We start from the raw sequence: 16,520 nt of genomic DNA, 5'->3' as shown, positions 1-16,520 counted from the left end.
TTTAACATCTGTGGGCAAGGTGAAAAACAAAGAAAATGTTTAATAAAATTAGAGGGATTAGATAAAATGCTGCTATTTAAACAAGCGTTTATTTGAAAATAAAATATTGACAGGATTTGGGAGGGTAAAAGTTAAAGGGAAAAGCAACCTAATCATAGGGTTATACTTGAATATTGCTTGTTAGGATAATAGGCCTGTTCAATCATACGTTTGAAGTAATTACTCTACACCTTATCTAAGGAGATAAAATTACCTTTAGCATCAACTAATAATCTGAATTGGCCATTAATACCGTTACGAGTTAAGTAAGGTTTAAAATACTTAGCATTAACGTGCAGATACTGGCCAGTAATGTCTCTGACTTCAATTTTATCTGCATAACCTTTATAGTAATAGAGATACTTGTCATAACTGATTTGGCAAGTGAAATAAAACTGCATAATCATCTCGATAAAAAGGCACGATATATGATATATCGTGCCTATGCCGTTATAAATAAGCGCTACATTTCTAGTGCTTTATTTACTTTTTCAAATAAGTCTTTAGATAAGTTTGGTAATGATTGTAACTTAACTAATTGTTGTTTCATTAATGCTTGTCTTGCAGGGTCAAATTTGCCGAATTGAATTAACGAAGTAATCATGCGCGCAGCAACTTGTGGATTAGTCTCATTCATTTTAACTAGAATTTTAGTTAAATACTGATAACCAGAACCATCTGCTTTATGGAATTGAGCAATGTTATTCGCTGCAAACATGCCAATCAACGAGCGCACTCTGTTTGGATTAGTAAAGCTGAAGCTATTATGATTAGTTAAAGCAGTAATATTATCAATTACATTGTCATCATTAATCGATGCTTGCAGAGTAAACCATTTATCCATAACTAAAGGTGTATCTTGCCAGCGTGTTTCAAACTGCGCTAACAACGTTTGCATACATTGACTTTTTGCATTGACTGCCGCTTTTAGAGCACCAAGTGCATCTGTCATATTAGTTGCTTGTTGATACTGAGCTTCTATCAAACCATCCACATCATCAGACGTTAATGCAAGCAAACCTAAACAGGCATTTTTCATTGCTCTTGCCGCAGAAGAATCTTGTGATGATAATTCACGATAACGTGCAAGTAATTCATCTTCACATTCCGTTGCAACATGTTCAATCACAAAAGCACGAGCATGAAGTAAATTATCCAAGTCTACAATATCAACTTGTTCAATCAACGCAGACATACTTGGAATAGTTAACACTTCAGCTAATAAGGCTTTGTCCAGTTCTGGGTTAAGTATCATACCTTTAAATGCATCAACAACTCTTGGATCAACACGCATAGTACTGTTGTTTTGAAGATGTTCTACATTTTTCCAAATAGCATGGCTAACTAATTGCACAGATGCTTCCCAACGCGCCACTTCACTCGTTGCAAAGCGCATTAAGTGAATTAAATGGTCTGTTGTAAACTCAAAACTCAGTTTGACTGGTGCTGAAAAATCCTGAAGTAACGAAGCGATGGGCTTGCTTTGAACATCACTAAAACTAAATGTTTGTTCAGACTGTGTTACATCCAAAATGTTGTTGTAAATGCTATTACCCTCAGCATCCAATAGCTCTAAACTAAATGGGATGTGTAACGGCGCGCCCCTTTTACCTTGAGCAATAACTTGTTGTTTAACAGTTAATTCGTAGCGATTATCTTGCGCATTAAATTGTTCTGACACTGTTAACTCAGGTGTTCCTGCTTGGCTATACCAACGCTTGAATTGGGTTAAATCTTTACCCGAAGCAGATGACATTGCATCTACAAAATCATCGCACGTAACCGCCTGGCCATCATGACGTTCAAAGTAACAACGCATCCCGGCTTGGAAACCGGCTTCCCCAACAATGCTGTGCATCATACGGATCACTTCCGCACCTTTATCGTACACCGTAACCGTATAAAAATTATTCATTTCTATAACAGATTCAGGACGAATTGGATGAGCCATTGGGCCTGAATCTTCAGCAAACTGTTGATTTTTTAATACTTTAATTGCATTAATTCGATTAACAGCACGAGAACCTACATCAGAACTAAACTCTTGATCACGAAATACTGTTAACCCTTCTTTCAAACTTAATTGGAACCAATCTCGACAAGTGACACGATTTCCCGTCCAGTTATGAAAATATTCATGACCAACAACTGATTCAATCCCATGGTAATCATCATCCGTTGCACTGGCTTTATCAGCTAACACATATTTGGTATTAAATACATTTAAGCCTTTATTTTCCATTGCGCCCATATTGAAAAAGTCTACGGCGACAATCATATAGATGTCCAGGTCATACTCTAAACCAAAACGATCTTCATCCCACTTCATCGACTTTTTAAGCGATGCCATTGCATGGTCAGCTTTATGTAAATTTCCCTTATCTACAAAAACTTGCAAACTTACACTGCGATTTGACTTGGTAACAAATGTGTCATCAAGTACATCAAAATCACCTGCGACAAGCGCGAATAAGTAGCTTGGTTTAGGGAAAGGGTCTTGCCATTTCACAAAGTGACGACCAGATCTTGGCATATCTCCTTGGTCGACTTTGTTACCATTACTGAGCAAGAAAGGAAAAGTCGTTTTATCAGCTTCAACACGTACTTGATATTTAGCTAACACATCAGGGCGGTCTAAGAAATAAGTGATCCGCCTAAAGCCTTCAGCTTCACATTGGGTGCAATAAGCGCCATCTGACATATATAAACCTTCAAGGCTTGAGTTTGCCTCAGGATCTAATAAGGTCACAACCGTTAAACTGAAATCGGTGAGCTCACCGGTTTCAACAATTAATTGTGTATCAGTTTGCTGGTATTTAGCCACTTTTCCATCAATTAGTACACTATGTAGTGATAATTTGTCACCATCGAGCACTAATTTAGTTGAAGATTTTAAACGTTTAACCTGACTAATCGCGGTCACTTTGGTGTTTTCAGCATCAAGAATAAAGTCGAGGTCGATGTCTGTAATCGTAAAAACAGGAGATTGATAATCTTTTAAATGCTTAGCTTGTAATTGCGTCATAACGCACCCTTGTTTGTTGTTTCATTAAAAAACGCGCTTTACGCGCGTTTTTAGATTTGTGTAATATTTATTTTGCTTGTTTGGCTATCCGTTTTGCATCAACCATATCTAGGGTGATTAATGCAGTTTCATCTAGGAACGGATCGGGTAAATCCTCTGCCTTAACATCTTCTACATCATCTAATGACTTCACTGCAGGCAGATTTTTACGCGCTCTACGCTCATTTTCACGATTTAAGGCACGATTATCATCATCTTCACGAGAAGCAATGCGTTCTGATTCAACAAGAGAAATCGTTTTATCATTATGATGTTTTTTAAACTCTACAATATCATCGTTAATGTAACCAAACTCGACATTGTTCTTAATTCGCATGTCATGTTTATGCGTTAACGTTTTGATAAGTGTAGGTTGTATATTCCCTAATACCCCATATTGCGCGGCTGGCACTTTATCCCAAGGAAGTGCATTTTTCTGCTCTGATTCACCATATTCACCTGGCTCTAGTGCACTTGGGAAGCCAATATCTGGTGTCACCCCTTTTATTTGAGTGCTACCGCCGTTGATACGATAGAATTTGGCAATGGTATATTGCACATGTCCAATTGGCTTTTTGTACATGTCATAAATACGGCCTAAGCTTTTATGTTGCTGTACAGTCCCTTTACCAAAGCTTGATTCACCAACAATTAATGCACGGTCATAATCTTGTAACGCTGCAGCAAAAATTTCTGATGCGGAAGCACTGTGACGATCAACCATAATAGTCAAAGGACCTGAATAAGCACTTACCCCATCATTATCACGGTTTTGGGTTACACGACCATTAGCATCTCTAATCTGAACAACAGGGCCTGCATCAATAAATAATCCAGTTAGTAGGGTTGCTTCCGTTAATGCGCCACCACCATTTCCACGTAAATCAATAACAATTCCTTCAACATTTTGTTGTTTAAGTTTGGTTATTTCTTTGTTTACATCAACAGATAAATTCATGTAGAAACTTGGAATATTAATCACGCCCACTTTTCTATTGGCATATTCACCCGTTGTAGGCTCGATAACTTTTGAGGTAGCAGCACGATCTTCTAGACGAATTTTGTCGCGTTTAATGGTAACTGTAAATGTCTTGGCATTTGCTCCACCTTTTTTAGGTAAGATTTCTAACACCACTTCACTGCCTTTAGGACCTTTAATTAGGTCTACAACATCATCTAAACGCCAGCCAATAACGTCAACGACTTCTTCACCTTTTTGACCGACACCGACAATTTTATCTTCTGGAGAGAGTTTTTCACTGCTTGCTGCTGGACCACCAGCAACCAAACTCTTAATGACAGTATAATCATCGGTCATTTGTAAAACAGCACCAATGCCTTCTAGGCTTAGATTCATTTCCATTTGGAAACGTTCAGCATTTCGCGGTGACAAATAACTTGTATGAGGTTCAACCGTTCTAGCAAAGGCATTCATTACACTTTGGAATACATCTTCACTTTCTGTTTGACTCAAACGCTTGATGGCATTGTTATAACGTTTACCTAAAATTTCAGTAATTTCAGGCCATTTTTTACCTGTTAACTTTAAATTAAGCGCATCATATTTAACGCGTTGACGCCAAAGCTCGTTGAGTTCAGCTTCGTCTTTTGGCCAGCGGGCTTCTTTACGATCGAATTGATATTTGTCGCCAACTTTTGCAAAGTCGAATTCATTATCAAGCAGTGACAAGGCAAAAACAAAACGTTCATAACGACGTTTTTGTACTAGCGCATACATTTTGTAAGCAGGCCCCATCTCGCCTTGCTTCAACATATCATCAAAGTGGGTTGAGTACTGCTCAAAAGTATCTACATCAGCTTGGGTAAGAATATTCTTGCGGTAATCCAATTGCTCTAAAAAACGCGTATAGATCTTTTGTGAAAATGCATCATCTAAATCGAAACGATGATAATGAGCACGAGTAAAACGGTTAGTAACACGTTTACTCGCGACCTTATGTTGCGGCTCTTGCGCTAACTTAGGTAACTCATTGATTTGAATCGTTGGTGAAATTGCCCACGCCGAAAATCCGACAAATAAACTGGCAATTGACGCAGCCAAGGTAAGTTTTCGCATCAATAAGTTACTCCTTCAATTATAACAATATGTGTTCAACTTTAACTTTAATCGTTAATCCTGAATCCAGTTGAACCTGAACATCTTCTTTCTTAATATCAATAATGACACCTGCAACAGGTGCTGCACCTAATTTAACGTTTACACGTTTGTTCGGCGATAAATCAGACATGTTTGCTTGCACGAAATTCGATACTGGTGCAGGTGTTTTAGTTGGACGATCTTTTTTAGCTGGCACGCGCTTATTAACAGCACGTTTATTTTCAGCACGAGGAGTACGCTTAGCCTCTTTTTTAGGTGCTTGAGCTTGACGCTTAGCTTTGGCTTTTTCTTGGCTTTCTTTAAGTGTAGTCTTAGCATGCTCAATATGTTCTTGCTCAAGCTCTCCACATTCGATGCCATCTAAATCAACACGTTGAACCCCGGCTTTAATCCCCTTCAGGTATCGCCAGCTGCTGGTGTAACGGCGTAAAGCAACGCGCAATTGTGTTTTACTGACTTTTGAATCATCAGCTAACCGTTCAGCTAAATCTTGAAACAAACCAATTTTTAATGGTTTTGTTTCACCTTCTTTTATAAAACATAAAGGAAAGGTTTCGTATAAATACGCCAAAATAGCGTTTGTGTCGGTCAACTTTTCTGTTGATTCCATCATTACTTCCACGTTAATAAAGGGGACTCAAGTATGGTTCAAAAAACCAAGAGTCGTTCATCTTTCATTAAATGCACAACGCACTTAACCTACAAATTAGCACTATATTATATTTTGCAAAAGCATATGAAACAAACCTTAACAAAAATATTAATTAACCTAGCGACTCAGATGAGCAGCCATCAATTAGCGCGTTATTATAATGGTCATGGCGACGATTGCGACCTTCAATTCACTCATATTGGTCGCAAACTAACCAAATAAAACAAATTCAAGCGACTTAACCATTTTTTCGAGGCCTTTTTGATCATCTTGGTCAAACCTATCGAAAATTGGACTGTCGATATCGAGCACGGCAATGACTTCATTATTACGAACAAACGGAATAACAATCTCAGAATTGCTCGCCGCATCACAAGCGATATGGCCAGCAAATTGATGGACATCTGCAACCCGTTGTGTGGTATTGGTTGATGCAGCAGTGCCACAGACACCTTTACCTAATGGAATTCGAGTACAGGCTAATTTACCCTGAAACGGGCCTAAAACTAATTGATTGTTTTTAACTTGGTAAAAACCAACCCAATTAATGTCATCTAGTTGATCGTTTAATAGCGCAGAAAAATTGGCCATTGCACAAACAAGATCGTCTTCTCCAGTAAAAAGTGCCGTGACTTGGCGATCTAACACATCATAAAATTCATTTTTCATTTATTTTTGCGACTAATCAGTCTTATCCTATTTAATCTTGTTTAACTTTTTTCTTTTTTGGCGCTGAAGCTGTTGTACCTTTTATTACACCTTTTAGCAAATTAGCTAATTCATCTTTATTTTGTGCAAGGTAAAAAGCTAACTTTTCACAATCGACTTCTTGTAAACCAATGTCTGCTTTTTCTATAAAAGGAATAAGATTATCTGAAATATCGAGCATCTTATCGTACGCATCGGCTTCTTTTTTTGTTGTGAAGGTCATTTTCTCTTCCCCTTCTCTCACCACGACGAATTTTGTGATAACAGCCATGATTCCTCCGTTACTGTTTTTATATACAGTAAGTAGGATGTCATACAATTAACTTATGATGCAAGTATTCTGATTATTCTGGTATTATTTATTTTTTAATTCACGACAATGCAGAAAAAGTATGGTCGATGACTCATTTGCAATTGATACATAAGGGTATTTAGTCTACATGACTGAAACTGAAGTAAGCCAATGCCAAGTGTTATGTCGCTCTTGCGATCTTGTGGTACAAAAGCGAGCCTTGCCTTCGCGAGTTAGAGCATTGTGCCCGCGTTGTCATACCGCACTTTATGATACTCCTTATTGTTCTATCAACGGCATGCTTGCGTTATGTATTGCCGCTATCTTATTGTTCCTTCCCGCTAATACCTTGTCGGTTATAGAAATTCATTTTTTCGGCAGTATTCGAAATACCACTGCAATGCACGCAGCAATAGCTGTAGCACAGGAGGGTTATTGGATAGTGGGTCTTGCTGTTGCTATATCAGCGGTTATAGCGCCTCTATTATTGATTTCATCAATTTTCATACAGGTATGTATTGCCAAACTTGGTTTGCAGAATCCTTTTTGGCGACAAATATATACCCTTTTATTAAAAAGACAGGAATTGCTAAGCCAATTAACCATGCTTGAAATTTATGTTTTGAGTTTTTTGGTCTCGGCATTTCAGCTATCTGATTTTTCAGATGTACACATGGGCATGGGAACCTTTTGTTTCACCATGCTTTTTATAGTGATGATTTTTTTGCAGCGCGAGTATAATTTAGAACACATGTGGAGTTTACTTGATGACTAAACAAGTGTTGTCACCAATAGCGGTAACTGACGCAAAACCACTTTATACAGGTATCTCCTTGGGACTGTGTTTTTGTAAGGTGTGCCGCAAAGTCAATTATGTAAGTCATTCTCATTGTACGCGTTGCCATTCAACCTTAGCTACGCGTAATTATGCAAGCGTGCAACAAAGTTGGGCCTTATTAATCACTGCATTTGCGCTATTAATTTTAGCCAATATCTACCCTATTACTTTGATAACCAATCGCGGTGTTGTCACTAACGATACCATTTTCAGTGGCACGGTTCATTTAGTTAAGACAGACATGATCCCGATTGCGATTATTGTTTTTACCGCCAGTGTGCTAGTTCCTTGGTTAAAAATTATCGGATTGGCCATATATTTAACCGCTATCAGTTTTAACTTGCCAGTTTCCAAGAAAAAACTCATGGTGGGTTTTCATGTTATTGAATGGATTGGCCGCTGGTCGATGCTAGATTTATTTGTAATTTCTATTACCGTTGCCCTTGTCAACATGGGACAACTTCTTGATGCAAAGCCCGCCCCTGCGGCAACAGCTTTTGCCTTGGTTATTTTATTAACGCAATTAGCAGCGAAAGTGCTTGACACGCGCTTACTCTGGGACCGTATGGAAACCGAACATGACTCAAAGTGAACCACCCAAAATCGTCAAAAAGAAACTTTTCTCTCCTATTTGGTTATTGCCCATAATCGCATTGGTTTTAGGATCTTGGTTGGGAATAAAGAGCATCAAAGAATCAGGTGTAGAGATTACCATTCACTTTCCTAATGCCAACGGTATGGAACAAGGTAAAACCTTAGTAAAATTCCAAGGATTAGTAGTCGGTAAGGTTACAGATATCAGTCTTGATAAAGACTTACAAGGCGTCAATGTACAAGTATTAATGGACTATCGTTCAGAGCCTTTTTTGAATCAAAACACTCAATTTTGGTTAGTAAAACCCAAAGCTAGTATTACCGGCGTAGAAGGTCTTGATACGATATTCTCAGGTAATTATATTGCGATACAACCAGGTAAAAAAGCCCGTTCAAGCTCGTACTTTGTTGCCAAAAATTCCGCGCCAGCATTAGAGCCAGGTTCCCGCGGCATGGTACTTACGTTAATCACAGATAAACTGGGTTCAATCGATGTTGGCTCGCCGTTATTTTATCGCCAAGTGCCGGTTGGAGATGTTGTCAGTTATCGTTTAAAAGACAATAAACAAATTGAAATTAATGTGTTTGTTGAAGATCAATACACCAAATTAGTTAAGCAAGATTCCCGCTTTTGGAATGTGTCAGGGGTCAAAGTAGATGCCTCATTATCTGGCTTAAGTGTTAATACAGAAAGCTTGGCTTCCATTATTGCAGGCGGAATTAGTTTTGACTCAAGTGACAGTGCGACCAATGCAAACAGTGGCGACACCTTTAGGTTATTTGATAGCAAAGAAAGTGCCATAGCCGGTGTTGAGTTTACTTTAAGTGTCGATAGCGCTGATAACGTCAGTAAAGGAACTAAAATCATCTATCGCGGTATACAGATTGGTGAAGTGGACTCTTTAAAGCTAGCGGACGCTGATATCAAAGTCATTGCTAAACTTACCCACCAATATCGCGATTTATTGACTGCCGATAGTCAATTTTGGCTCGAAGGGGCACAAGTATCGTTTACCAAAGTTAACCACTTATCAAGGCTTGTTACTGGCGCAGTCATCAATGTATTACCAGGCTCATCCACTTCGGCCTTACCAAAGGAATACAAACTGGCTTCACATGCACCTGATTTATTAAAAGCCGCTAAACTGAGTTTAACACTCACCTCGGATATCAACACAGGTATCAGTGAGCAAGCACAAGTTAGATATAAACAATTACCGATAGGTAATGTTACTCATGTTGGGCTCTCAGCTGATTTAGAACAAGTGAATTACCAAATTGAAATCTACCCTGAATATAAAAGTTTATTGACTAAAGGCAGCTATTTCATCCATGAATCAGCCCTTGATATAAATGCATCACTCGATGGAATTTCAGTTAAAACCCGTGACTTAAACACATTAATGAATGGGGCAATAAGTTTAATACGAGCCCCTAATAATCCACTTATCGGTGCAACTGACACGTTACCCTTATTCAATTCAATGAATGAAGCACTAGAAAATGCAAAACGAAATAATATGCAAAAAGTGCTATTAACAGCACCAGATGGTGCAGGTTTATCGGTTAATGCACCTATTTATTATAAAAAAATGGCCATTGGCCATGTTGCAAGTATTGATTGGTCATCAGCAAATGATTCATTTGAATTTAGCTTATTAATTGATCCTAAATACAAATCATTACTGAACACTAATACCGTTTTTTGGCGTAACGATACCGTCAATATCAATGCTTCACTTGCTGGGGTCGATATTAATGTCGCGCCATTAGCTGGGGTCATTAAAGGCAGCATTTCACTTGGATTAATTAACCAAACCAATGTCATTAATAAAGCTAGTACTACCTTATTTGCTAATAAAACACTAGCAATGAAACAGGCACAGCTGGTTAAGCTAACCTTACCAACTTCGGTAAGACTAACCGACAACAGCCCTATCCGTTATCAAGGCTACAAAATAGGCTTTATTAAGCATGTAAAATTAACCCAAGACCTTCACAATACCCAAGCAACGGCCTATTTATATGGTCAATATGCAGATCATTTTACTAAAACTGACAGTAAGTTTTATATCGTCGACGCCAGTATTTCATTAGCGGGTATTAAAGCACCTGAAACCTTATTAACGGGCCCTTATATTAGTGCAACGCCAGGAACGGCTGAACAAGTTCAGCATGCATTCACGGTAGAACATGAATCTCTATTTGACGTTCAGCAACCAAAGGATGTCCTTAGTTTAGTCCTAGAAAATAAGCAATTAGGCTCAATCAAACAAGGTACCCCCATTTTTTATCGTGGTGTTAGCATTGGTAAGATTGACGGTTATAGACTGAATAAAGCGGGGACTAAAGTTGAAATTTTAGGCCACATACTTAAGCAATATTCGTCCTTAATCAACCAAACCAGTGAGTTCTGGGATGCATCAGGAATTAAGCTTGAGGTCGGATTGTTCTCAGGTGCGCAAATTGAAACTGGTTCATTAGAAAGCCTCATATCAGGTGGTATTTCGGTTATCACTGAGGAGAAAACTACCCCAGATAATAGCTTAGAAAATGGTTCACGATTTATTCTGCATGACAAAATGGATAAGAAGTGGCGTTCTTGGGAACCAATACAAAACGAATAATTTGCCTTAAACTAATTATATTACGCAAGTAAAATGGTGGATGTTGTCACCATTTTACTCAGCAATATGATGTTTTAGCTGCATTATTTCAAAGTAACTATCAACTCTTAGTCAGACATTTCGCATCCGCTGAAAAAATGGATAATTGAGACACTTTAAAAGCGCAGCCGTTTCTATACAACAAGTCTTCAGTAATATTCAACGCCAAGAAGTCCGCAATAATGTGATATCGAGTAAAATAATCATCTTAATCTCAACTCGATTGTTCGAGCCTATGTTTATAAACTATAGACCTAATTTATAGCTGGAATAACATGATTTTTATTATCATTAATAAGCGCTAATGTGGCAAAATATCTTCTTAACCATAAAACCAATAGCACACACTAATTGCCGCTAAAATACCTGCAATGTCAGCGGCTAAGCCGCACCCTAGCGCATGTCTCCCGTGCTTAATTCCTACTGAGCCGAAATAAACAGCAAGCACATAAAAGGTTGTTTCTGTACTGCCTTGTAAAACAGCCGCTAACCGACCAGCAAAAGAATCAACACCATTATGCTCCATTGTTTCAAGCATCATCGCTCGTGCACCAGAGCCACTAAAAGGTTTCATAAATGCCGTTGGCATTGCATCGATGAAGCGATTATCAACACCCATTGTGGCCACCGCTGCGCTTAACAATTGCAATGCATAATCAAGCGCGCCTGAGTTTCTTAACAAGCCGATTGCCACCAGCATGGCTAATAAATAGGGAATTAATTGCACAGCTTGTTCAAAGCCTTGTTTCGCGCCAACGATAAACTCATCATAAATCGCTACTTTGCGCATGCCTGCAACTAATATAAAACTGAAAATGAGCACGAGTAACACCCCATTGCCCATAATAGTAGAAACATTACCAATAGCCTGCGCAGATAAACCGATTAACGACCAAATACCTGCACAAATAACAGATAACACCACCAATCCATAAGCCATTACCACTGTGTTTAGTAACGAGATACGTTGCACCAAAGCGACAATCAATAAACCCGCTAACGTGGAACAACTCGTTGCAATTAAAATAGGCAAAAATACATCGGCCGGATTAGTCGCCCCTTGTTGAGCACGATATAAAAATACCGTCACTGGGACTAAGGTTACTGAGGAAGTGTTTAACACCAAAAACAGAATTTGTGCATTGGTAGCAACAGCTTTGGTCGGGTTTAATGATTGCAAATCTCTCATCGCTTTAAGCCCCAGCGGCGTAGCGGCATTATCAAGCCCAAGCATGTTTGCAGTAATATTCATACTCATACTGCCATAAGCGGCATGTCCACGAGGCACTTCTGGCATTAATTTGCTCAGCAAAGGCTCAAACAGTTTCGCAAAAAAGCCGACGACTCCGGCTTTTTCACCCACTTGCATTAAGCCCATCCATAAAGCGAGCACACCAATCAACCCTAATGAAATTTCAGCAGCTAATTTCGCACTACTAAATAAGCCATTAACACTGTCGGACAATACCTGCGCATTGCCGCCCAATAGTTGACAAATAATAGCCACAAGTGCGACCACAAAGAAGATTAACCAGACTCGATTTAACACATTCGCCCCAATAAAAAGCCATATAAAATAGAGTATTTGTCACGATGCGAACGCTGAGATACAGATAAACGCCACTTTTTAAGTTATGATCGTATGATCAATTCTATGGCGTGAAATAGCATGGCACAAATAAACCCTAATTTTATCAAACATATTCAACAAGAGCTGCCCAATGGGCTTCATTTAGATGAATTTATTGATTATTGCCTCAAACCATTACGAAAATCGATTAGGGTTAACACGTTAAAAATATCCGCCACCGACTTCCAAGCACTAATGCAGCCTAAAGGTTGGCATTTTGAAGCGATACCATGGTGTAACGACGGATTTTGGGTGACCTTTGAGCAAGAACCTGTCATTGGCAATTTAATTGAACATATTCAAGGGCTATTTTATGTCCAAGAAGCCAGTTCAATGTTACCGCCAATAGCACTATTCGATAATCTTAGCCTCACTCATCCAACGATTTTAGATGTCGCGTCAGCCCCTGGTTCAAAGTCAACCCAAATGGCAGCCATGATGCAAAACAACGGGCTTTTAGTTGCAAACGAATATTCATCAAGCCGGGTCAAAGTTTTGCATGCAAATATGTTGCGAATGGGCGTATATAATACTGCCTTGACCCACTTTGACGGCCGAGTGTTTGGTGAATACATGTATGAACAGTTTGATGCAATTTTACTTGATGCACCTTGTGGCGGTGAAGGTACTATCCGCAAAGATAGCAACGCATTAAAAAATTGGCAGTTAGAAGATGTTATCGCTATTGCTGAAACACAACAGGAGTTAATTACTTCTGCTTTCCTCGCGTTAAAACCCGGCGCTGAGATGGTGTATTCAACCTGCACATTAAGTCAGTTAGAAAACCAACAAATATGTCAATTTTTAAAACAACAATACCCTAATGAAGTCGAGTTTGTACCCTTAGACAAATTATTCAATGGCGCAGATAAAGCATGCACCCCTGAAGGCTTTTTACACGTGTGGCCACAAACGTACGATAGTGAAGGCTTCTTTGTCGCTAAAATTAAAAAGCTTGCTTCAGTTGCGCGTCTTAAAAAACAGCCAAAACCACAAAAAGTATTTCCATTCACTGATATTCCAGCAAAAGACTTACAGATATTAAGCCACTATTTATTGAAGCAATATCAAATTAGCTTACCCCAAAATAGCCAAATTAAGGTACGCGATAAAGAATGTTGGTTGTTCCCACAATCGATAATGCCATTAATCGGCAAAATGCGTTACCAACGTATTGGGATAAAATTAGCTGACATACTAAAAAAAGGCTTCAAAATTAAGCATGAAGCGCTTATCGCTCTCACGACAGATAATTTTACTGGTGAACCCAGTATTGAATTAGATGCCAACTCAGCAGTCAACTTCTTAAAGGGTCGAGATATTGCCGTAACTGATTTATCTATTGAGCAACAACACTATTTACAAGCGCAAGTTCATGGAGAAATGCGTGTATTACACAGTGGTGCCACGCTCGGGATGGTCAAATACCTTGGACATCGACTAAAAAATGGTTTACCAAGAGAATTAGTTAATGATAACGCATGTATGTAAGGAGCTAACTTTCAAACGCTTAGCTTCAGCCTGTTAATTAAACAGATTATCCATAGTAAAAAATAAGCAAACCATTACAAGTTGGCTATAATTTAACCAACTCGTTTGGGTGTGACTAACACACTTTATCCAGCTAGCGCACGGCTCTATGAAGAGCCATTCCCCTAGACCCAGAACAATTGGATAGTTTTGGGTCTTTTTTTATCCAAAAAAATGCGCTCGGTGTTAACAAACACAAGCACACATTCTGCGTCCGCATTAAAATATCAAACTAAATCTTACTTATTGGCAATTACCGCTGCTTGCGTGAATAAATTAAAGAAATTAGCTGAAGTATATTGTGCCAAATCTTGATAGCTTTCACCGCGTAATTGCGCAACAAACTCAGCGACATCGCGGACATAAGCAGGTTGGTTTTCTTTACCACGATGAGGCACCGGTGCCAAATAAGGCGAATCAGTCTCAACCAACAATCTCTCTTTAGGCACTTTTCGGATAACTGAACGTAATTCACCCGCGTTTTTAAAAGTAACAATGCCTGAAACTGATATATAAAACCCTAAATCAATCGCTGCTTTTGCCATTTCCCAGTTTTCAGTAAAGCAATGAAGCACCCCACCCACTTTGTCTGCATGGCCTTGCTTTAAACGATTAATGGTATCTTCACGGGCATCTCGAGTATGGACAATGAGTGGTTTTTTCACTTCCACAGCAAGTTGAATTTGTTGTTCAAAACACTGTTGTTGTAGCGTTTTAGTCTCATTTGCATAAAAATAATCAAGCCCAGTTTCACCAATAGCAACCACTTTAGGATCGCTTGCATAACTGCGTATTTGCTCAACGTCTAACCCTTCTTGCACATCTAATGGGTGTACACCAGATGATAAAAAGACATTATCAAAATTGGCAACCTTATCTCGCATAGCCTCAAAGCCTTGCTGACGGACATTCACGCAAAGAAGATAATCCACTCCCTGTGACTTTGCTTGGGCCATTATTTGATTAAGGCTTGCTTGATCGGGTGCAGCATTAAGCCTGTCAAGGTGACAATGAGAATCAATTAACATGTGAATAGTTCAAAAAAAGGGATAATGCGCAGAGGATACCGACCTACATAGTGCAGGTCAAATCACCAGAAGCTAACTCATGTGATAACAGCTTTTCTATATGATGTTTATGACTCTCTGCTTCTGTATTAATTTTTAAACCAATACCGGCAGGACGTCCACCTGATGCACCTAATGGGTTAATCCACACAACCGTACCTTGAAATTCACTTGATTGTAAAGCGCCCGGTAAACGATATGAAATAGTCAGTTCTTGCCCTAAAAAATGGCTTTCAGTGGTGGCAACAAACAACCCGGCTGGCTTAATGAATGGCATATAAGCACGGTAAAGTTGATGTAATGTATCGTAGTTAACTACTAAATCGACCATAGTGAGTTGAATAACTCCAAATTAAACAGTTAAGACAAAGCAAGTTGTCTAAAGGATAATACATATTGCTGGCATAACGCGGCTGTATTGACGCTGGGCATATTTGAAAGCTTTTGGCACATATGCATGACTTCGCCCGCCAGCTTTACAATGTTAGCTTGAATAAACGGAGATGTCTTTTTATCTTTTAACATATATTGTCGTAAGAACAAATAAAAAACATTAAGAGCATCAATTATTTGGTCTTCTGAAAGACTCAGTAAACTGCCACTTAAAAAACCTTCATTTACGCTCTTGATCCAATCTTGGCGATAATTTAATAGCCGCTGATAATGACCATTTTGCAAGCTTTTCGCTAACTCTAACGGTCCACCTACGACACTCAAGCACCAAGTTACATCTACCGCTTTTTGTTGTGAGTTAACCGGTAAAGCAATAGATTGACTAATTAACCATTGCTGAATAGCTTGCCGACTAGGCGCGGTAAACGCCATGTTTTGACAGCGACTAGTAATGGTGGGTAATAATCTTCCGCCATGATTCACCTGCAAAACTAATAACGTGTCTTTACCAGGTTCTTCCAAGGTTTTTAACAGCGCATTTGCTGCTGCTAAATTGAGTTTTTCCGCGCTAAAAATTAACGCAACCCTTCTGCCACCTTGCTGGGCTGTTTGGGTTAATTGCTGACAAAGTTGCCTAATTTGATCAACTTTAATTTGATGACCGTCTGGCACAATAGTATGTAAATCAGGATGATTTCCAGCAGAAATCAATAAGCAATTTTTACATTGACCACAGGCTCCATGTTGAGAAATATTGTCACACAATACATCTTTAGCCATTGTGTTTGCCAACAGTTCTCCACCCATTGCACGGCTAATATTTAGCAACGAAGCATGGCTGTATGACTTGGCGACAACTTGTTCGTTAAAACGGTGATAAACACCAGTAAGCCATGGCAATTGTTCGAGCTGATACGCATTTTGCATC

14 protein-coding genes are annotated in these 16,520 nt (G+C 38.9%); 4 read left to right on the top strand and 10 right to left on the bottom strand.

From position 1 onward, the window contains the following. Positions 1-224: 224 nt before the first annotated feature. From G3R48_RS07640 to G3R48_RS07615, 6 genes are all read right to left on the bottom strand, one after another. A complete protein-coding gene (locus tag G3R48_RS07640) occupies positions 225-440 on the bottom strand; it encodes a DUF2835 family protein (RefSeq protein ID WP_153663644.1) in 216 nt (71 codons plus the stop codon). A gap of 62 nt (positions 441-502) precedes the next feature. Then, positions 503-3,064, bottom strand: coding sequence for an aminopeptidase N (gene pepN / locus G3R48_RS07635; protein WP_153663646.1), 2,562 nt, complete (start codon positions 3,062-3,064; stop codon positions 503-505). Between the two features lie 67 nt (positions 3,065-3,131). Beyond that, the gene (gene prc, locus G3R48_RS07630; protein ID WP_153663648.1) at positions 3,132-5,180 is read right to left on the bottom strand and encodes a carboxy terminal-processing peptidase; all 2,049 of its coding nucleotides are present in this window, start codon (positions 5,178-5,180) and stop codon (positions 3,132-3,134) included. A 19-nt stretch (positions 5,181-5,199) separates the two neighbouring features. After that, positions 5,200-5,832: an RNA chaperone ProQ gene (gene proQ / locus G3R48_RS07625; RefSeq protein ID WP_153663650.1), complete on the bottom strand. Its 633-nt coding sequence runs from the start codon at positions 5,830-5,832 to the stop codon at positions 5,200-5,202. Between the two features lie 252 nt (positions 5,833-6,084). Then, the gene (locus G3R48_RS07620) at positions 6,085-6,543 is read right to left on the bottom strand and encodes a GAF domain-containing protein (RefSeq protein ID WP_153663652.1); all 459 of its coding nucleotides are present in this window, start codon (positions 6,541-6,543) and stop codon (positions 6,085-6,087) included. A 31-nt stretch (positions 6,544-6,574) separates the two neighbouring features. Further along, positions 6,575-6,853: a YebG family protein gene (locus tag G3R48_RS07615; protein WP_153663654.1), complete on the bottom strand. Its 279-nt coding sequence runs from the start codon at positions 6,851-6,853 to the stop codon at positions 6,575-6,577. A 169-nt stretch (positions 6,854-7,022) separates the two neighbouring features. Here G3R48_RS07615 and G3R48_RS07610 point away from each other — a divergent pair, with 169 nt between their 5' ends. Genes G3R48_RS07610 through G3R48_RS07600 form a run of 3 tightly spaced genes read left to right on the top strand, consistent with a single transcriptional unit; the run spans position 7,023 to position 10,933 of the window. Then, on the top strand, positions 7,023-7,649 hold the full coding sequence (locus G3R48_RS07610; RefSeq protein ID WP_153663656.1) for a paraquat-inducible protein A: 627 nt from the start codon (positions 7,023-7,025) through the stop codon (positions 7,647-7,649). After that, positions 7,642-8,304, top strand: coding sequence for a paraquat-inducible protein A (locus G3R48_RS07605; RefSeq protein ID WP_153663658.1), 663 nt, complete (start codon positions 7,642-7,644; stop codon positions 8,302-8,304). Before G3R48_RS07610 ends, G3R48_RS07605 begins: the two co-directional genes overlap by 8 nt. Next, positions 8,291-10,933, top strand: coding sequence for an MlaD family protein (locus G3R48_RS07600; RefSeq protein ID WP_153663660.1), 2,643 nt, complete (start codon positions 8,291-8,293; stop codon positions 10,931-10,933). Before G3R48_RS07605 ends, G3R48_RS07600 begins: the two co-directional genes overlap by 14 nt. Before the next feature lie 361 nt (positions 10,934-11,294). Here G3R48_RS07600 and G3R48_RS07595 read toward each other — a convergent pair whose 3' ends face one another. After that, positions 11,295-12,521, bottom strand: a complete 1,227-nt coding sequence (locus G3R48_RS07595; RefSeq protein WP_212593261.1) for a nucleoside recognition domain-containing protein — start codon at positions 12,519-12,521, stop codon at positions 11,295-11,297. 120 nt (positions 12,522-12,641) lie between these two features. On the opposite strand from G3R48_RS07595, the gene rsmF reads away from it, so the two are divergent. Further along, the gene (rsmF, locus tag G3R48_RS07590) at positions 12,642-14,093 is read left to right on the top strand and encodes a 16S rRNA (cytosine(1407)-C(5))-methyltransferase RsmF (protein WP_153663662.1); all 1,452 of its coding nucleotides are present in this window, start codon (positions 12,642-12,644) and stop codon (positions 14,091-14,093) included. A gap of 278 nt (positions 14,094-14,371) precedes the next feature. Here the strand turns inward: rsmF and G3R48_RS07585 are convergent, their stop codons facing one another. Genes G3R48_RS07585 through holB form a run of 3 tightly spaced genes read right to left on the bottom strand, consistent with a single transcriptional unit; the run spans position 14,372 to position 16,519 of the window. Continuing rightward, positions 14,372-15,160: a TatD family hydrolase gene (locus tag G3R48_RS07585; RefSeq protein WP_153663664.1), complete on the bottom strand. Its 789-nt coding sequence runs from the start codon at positions 15,158-15,160 to the stop codon at positions 14,372-14,374. Positions 15,161-15,203: 43 nt separating this feature from the next. After that, entirely contained in the window at positions 15,204-15,530 is a 327-nt protein-coding gene (locus tag G3R48_RS07580) for a PilZ domain-containing protein (RefSeq protein ID WP_153663666.1), read from the bottom strand. 29 nt (positions 15,531-15,559) lie between these two features. Next, on the bottom strand, positions 15,560-16,519 hold the full coding sequence (gene holB, locus G3R48_RS07575) for a DNA polymerase III subunit delta' (protein ID WP_153663668.1): 960 nt from the start codon (positions 16,517-16,519) through the stop codon (positions 15,560-15,562). Position 16,520: the final 1 nt, after the last annotated feature.

The organism is Shewanella intestini, assembly GCF_018221465.1.
In the GTDB taxonomy this organism is placed as follows: domain Bacteria; phylum Pseudomonadota; class Gammaproteobacteria; order Enterobacterales; family Shewanellaceae; genus Shewanella; species Shewanella intestini.
This window is presented reverse-complemented; position numbering and strand designations above follow the sequence as displayed.

What these genes read in the sequence shown, in the direction of transcription:
- G3R48_RS07615 (WP_153663654.1), bottom strand. Translation starts at nt 6,853, where the DNA reads ATGGCTGTTATCACAAAATTCGTCGTGGTGAGAGAAGGGGAAGAGAAA.
- G3R48_RS07605 (WP_153663658.1), top strand. Translation starts at nt 7,642, where the DNA reads ATGACTAAACAAGTGTTGTCACCAATAGCGGTAACTGACGCAAAACCA.
- G3R48_RS07610 (WP_153663656.1), top strand. Translation starts at nt 7,023, where the DNA reads ATGACTGAAACTGAAGTAAGCCAATGCCAAGTGTTATGTCGCTCTTGC.
- G3R48_RS07640 (WP_153663644.1), bottom strand. Translation starts at nt 440, where the DNA reads ATGCAGTTTTATTTCACTTGCCAAATCAGTTATGACAAGTATCTCTAT.
- proQ (WP_153663650.1), bottom strand. Translation starts at nt 5,832, where the DNA reads ATGGAATCAACAGAAAAGTTGACCGACACAAACGCTATTTTGGCGTAT.
- G3R48_RS07600 (WP_153663660.1), top strand. Translation starts at nt 8,291, where the DNA reads ATGACTCAAAGTGAACCACCCAAAATCGTCAAAAAGAAACTTTTCTCT.
- holB (WP_153663668.1), bottom strand. Translation starts at nt 16,519, where the DNA reads ATGCAAAATGCGTATCAGCTCGAACAATTGCCATGGCTTACTGGTGTT.
- prc (WP_153663648.1), bottom strand. Translation starts at nt 5,180, where the DNA reads ATGCGAAAACTTACCTTGGCTGCGTCAATTGCCAGTTTATTTGTCGGA.
- G3R48_RS07585 (WP_153663664.1), bottom strand. Translation starts at nt 15,160, where the DNA reads ATGTTAATTGATTCTCATTGTCACCTTGACAGGCTTAATGCTGCACCC.
- pepN (WP_153663646.1), bottom strand. Translation starts at nt 3,064, where the DNA reads ATGACGCAATTACAAGCTAAGCATTTAAAAGATTATCAATCTCCTGTT.
- rsmF (WP_153663662.1), top strand. Translation starts at nt 12,642, where the DNA reads ATGGCACAAATAAACCCTAATTTTATCAAACATATTCAACAAGAGCTG.
- G3R48_RS07620 (WP_153663652.1), bottom strand. Translation starts at nt 6,543, where the DNA reads ATGAAAAATGAATTTTATGATGTGTTAGATCGCCAAGTCACGGCACTT.
- G3R48_RS07580 (WP_153663666.1), bottom strand. Translation starts at nt 15,530, where the DNA reads ATGGTCGATTTAGTAGTTAACTACGATACATTACATCAACTTTACCGT.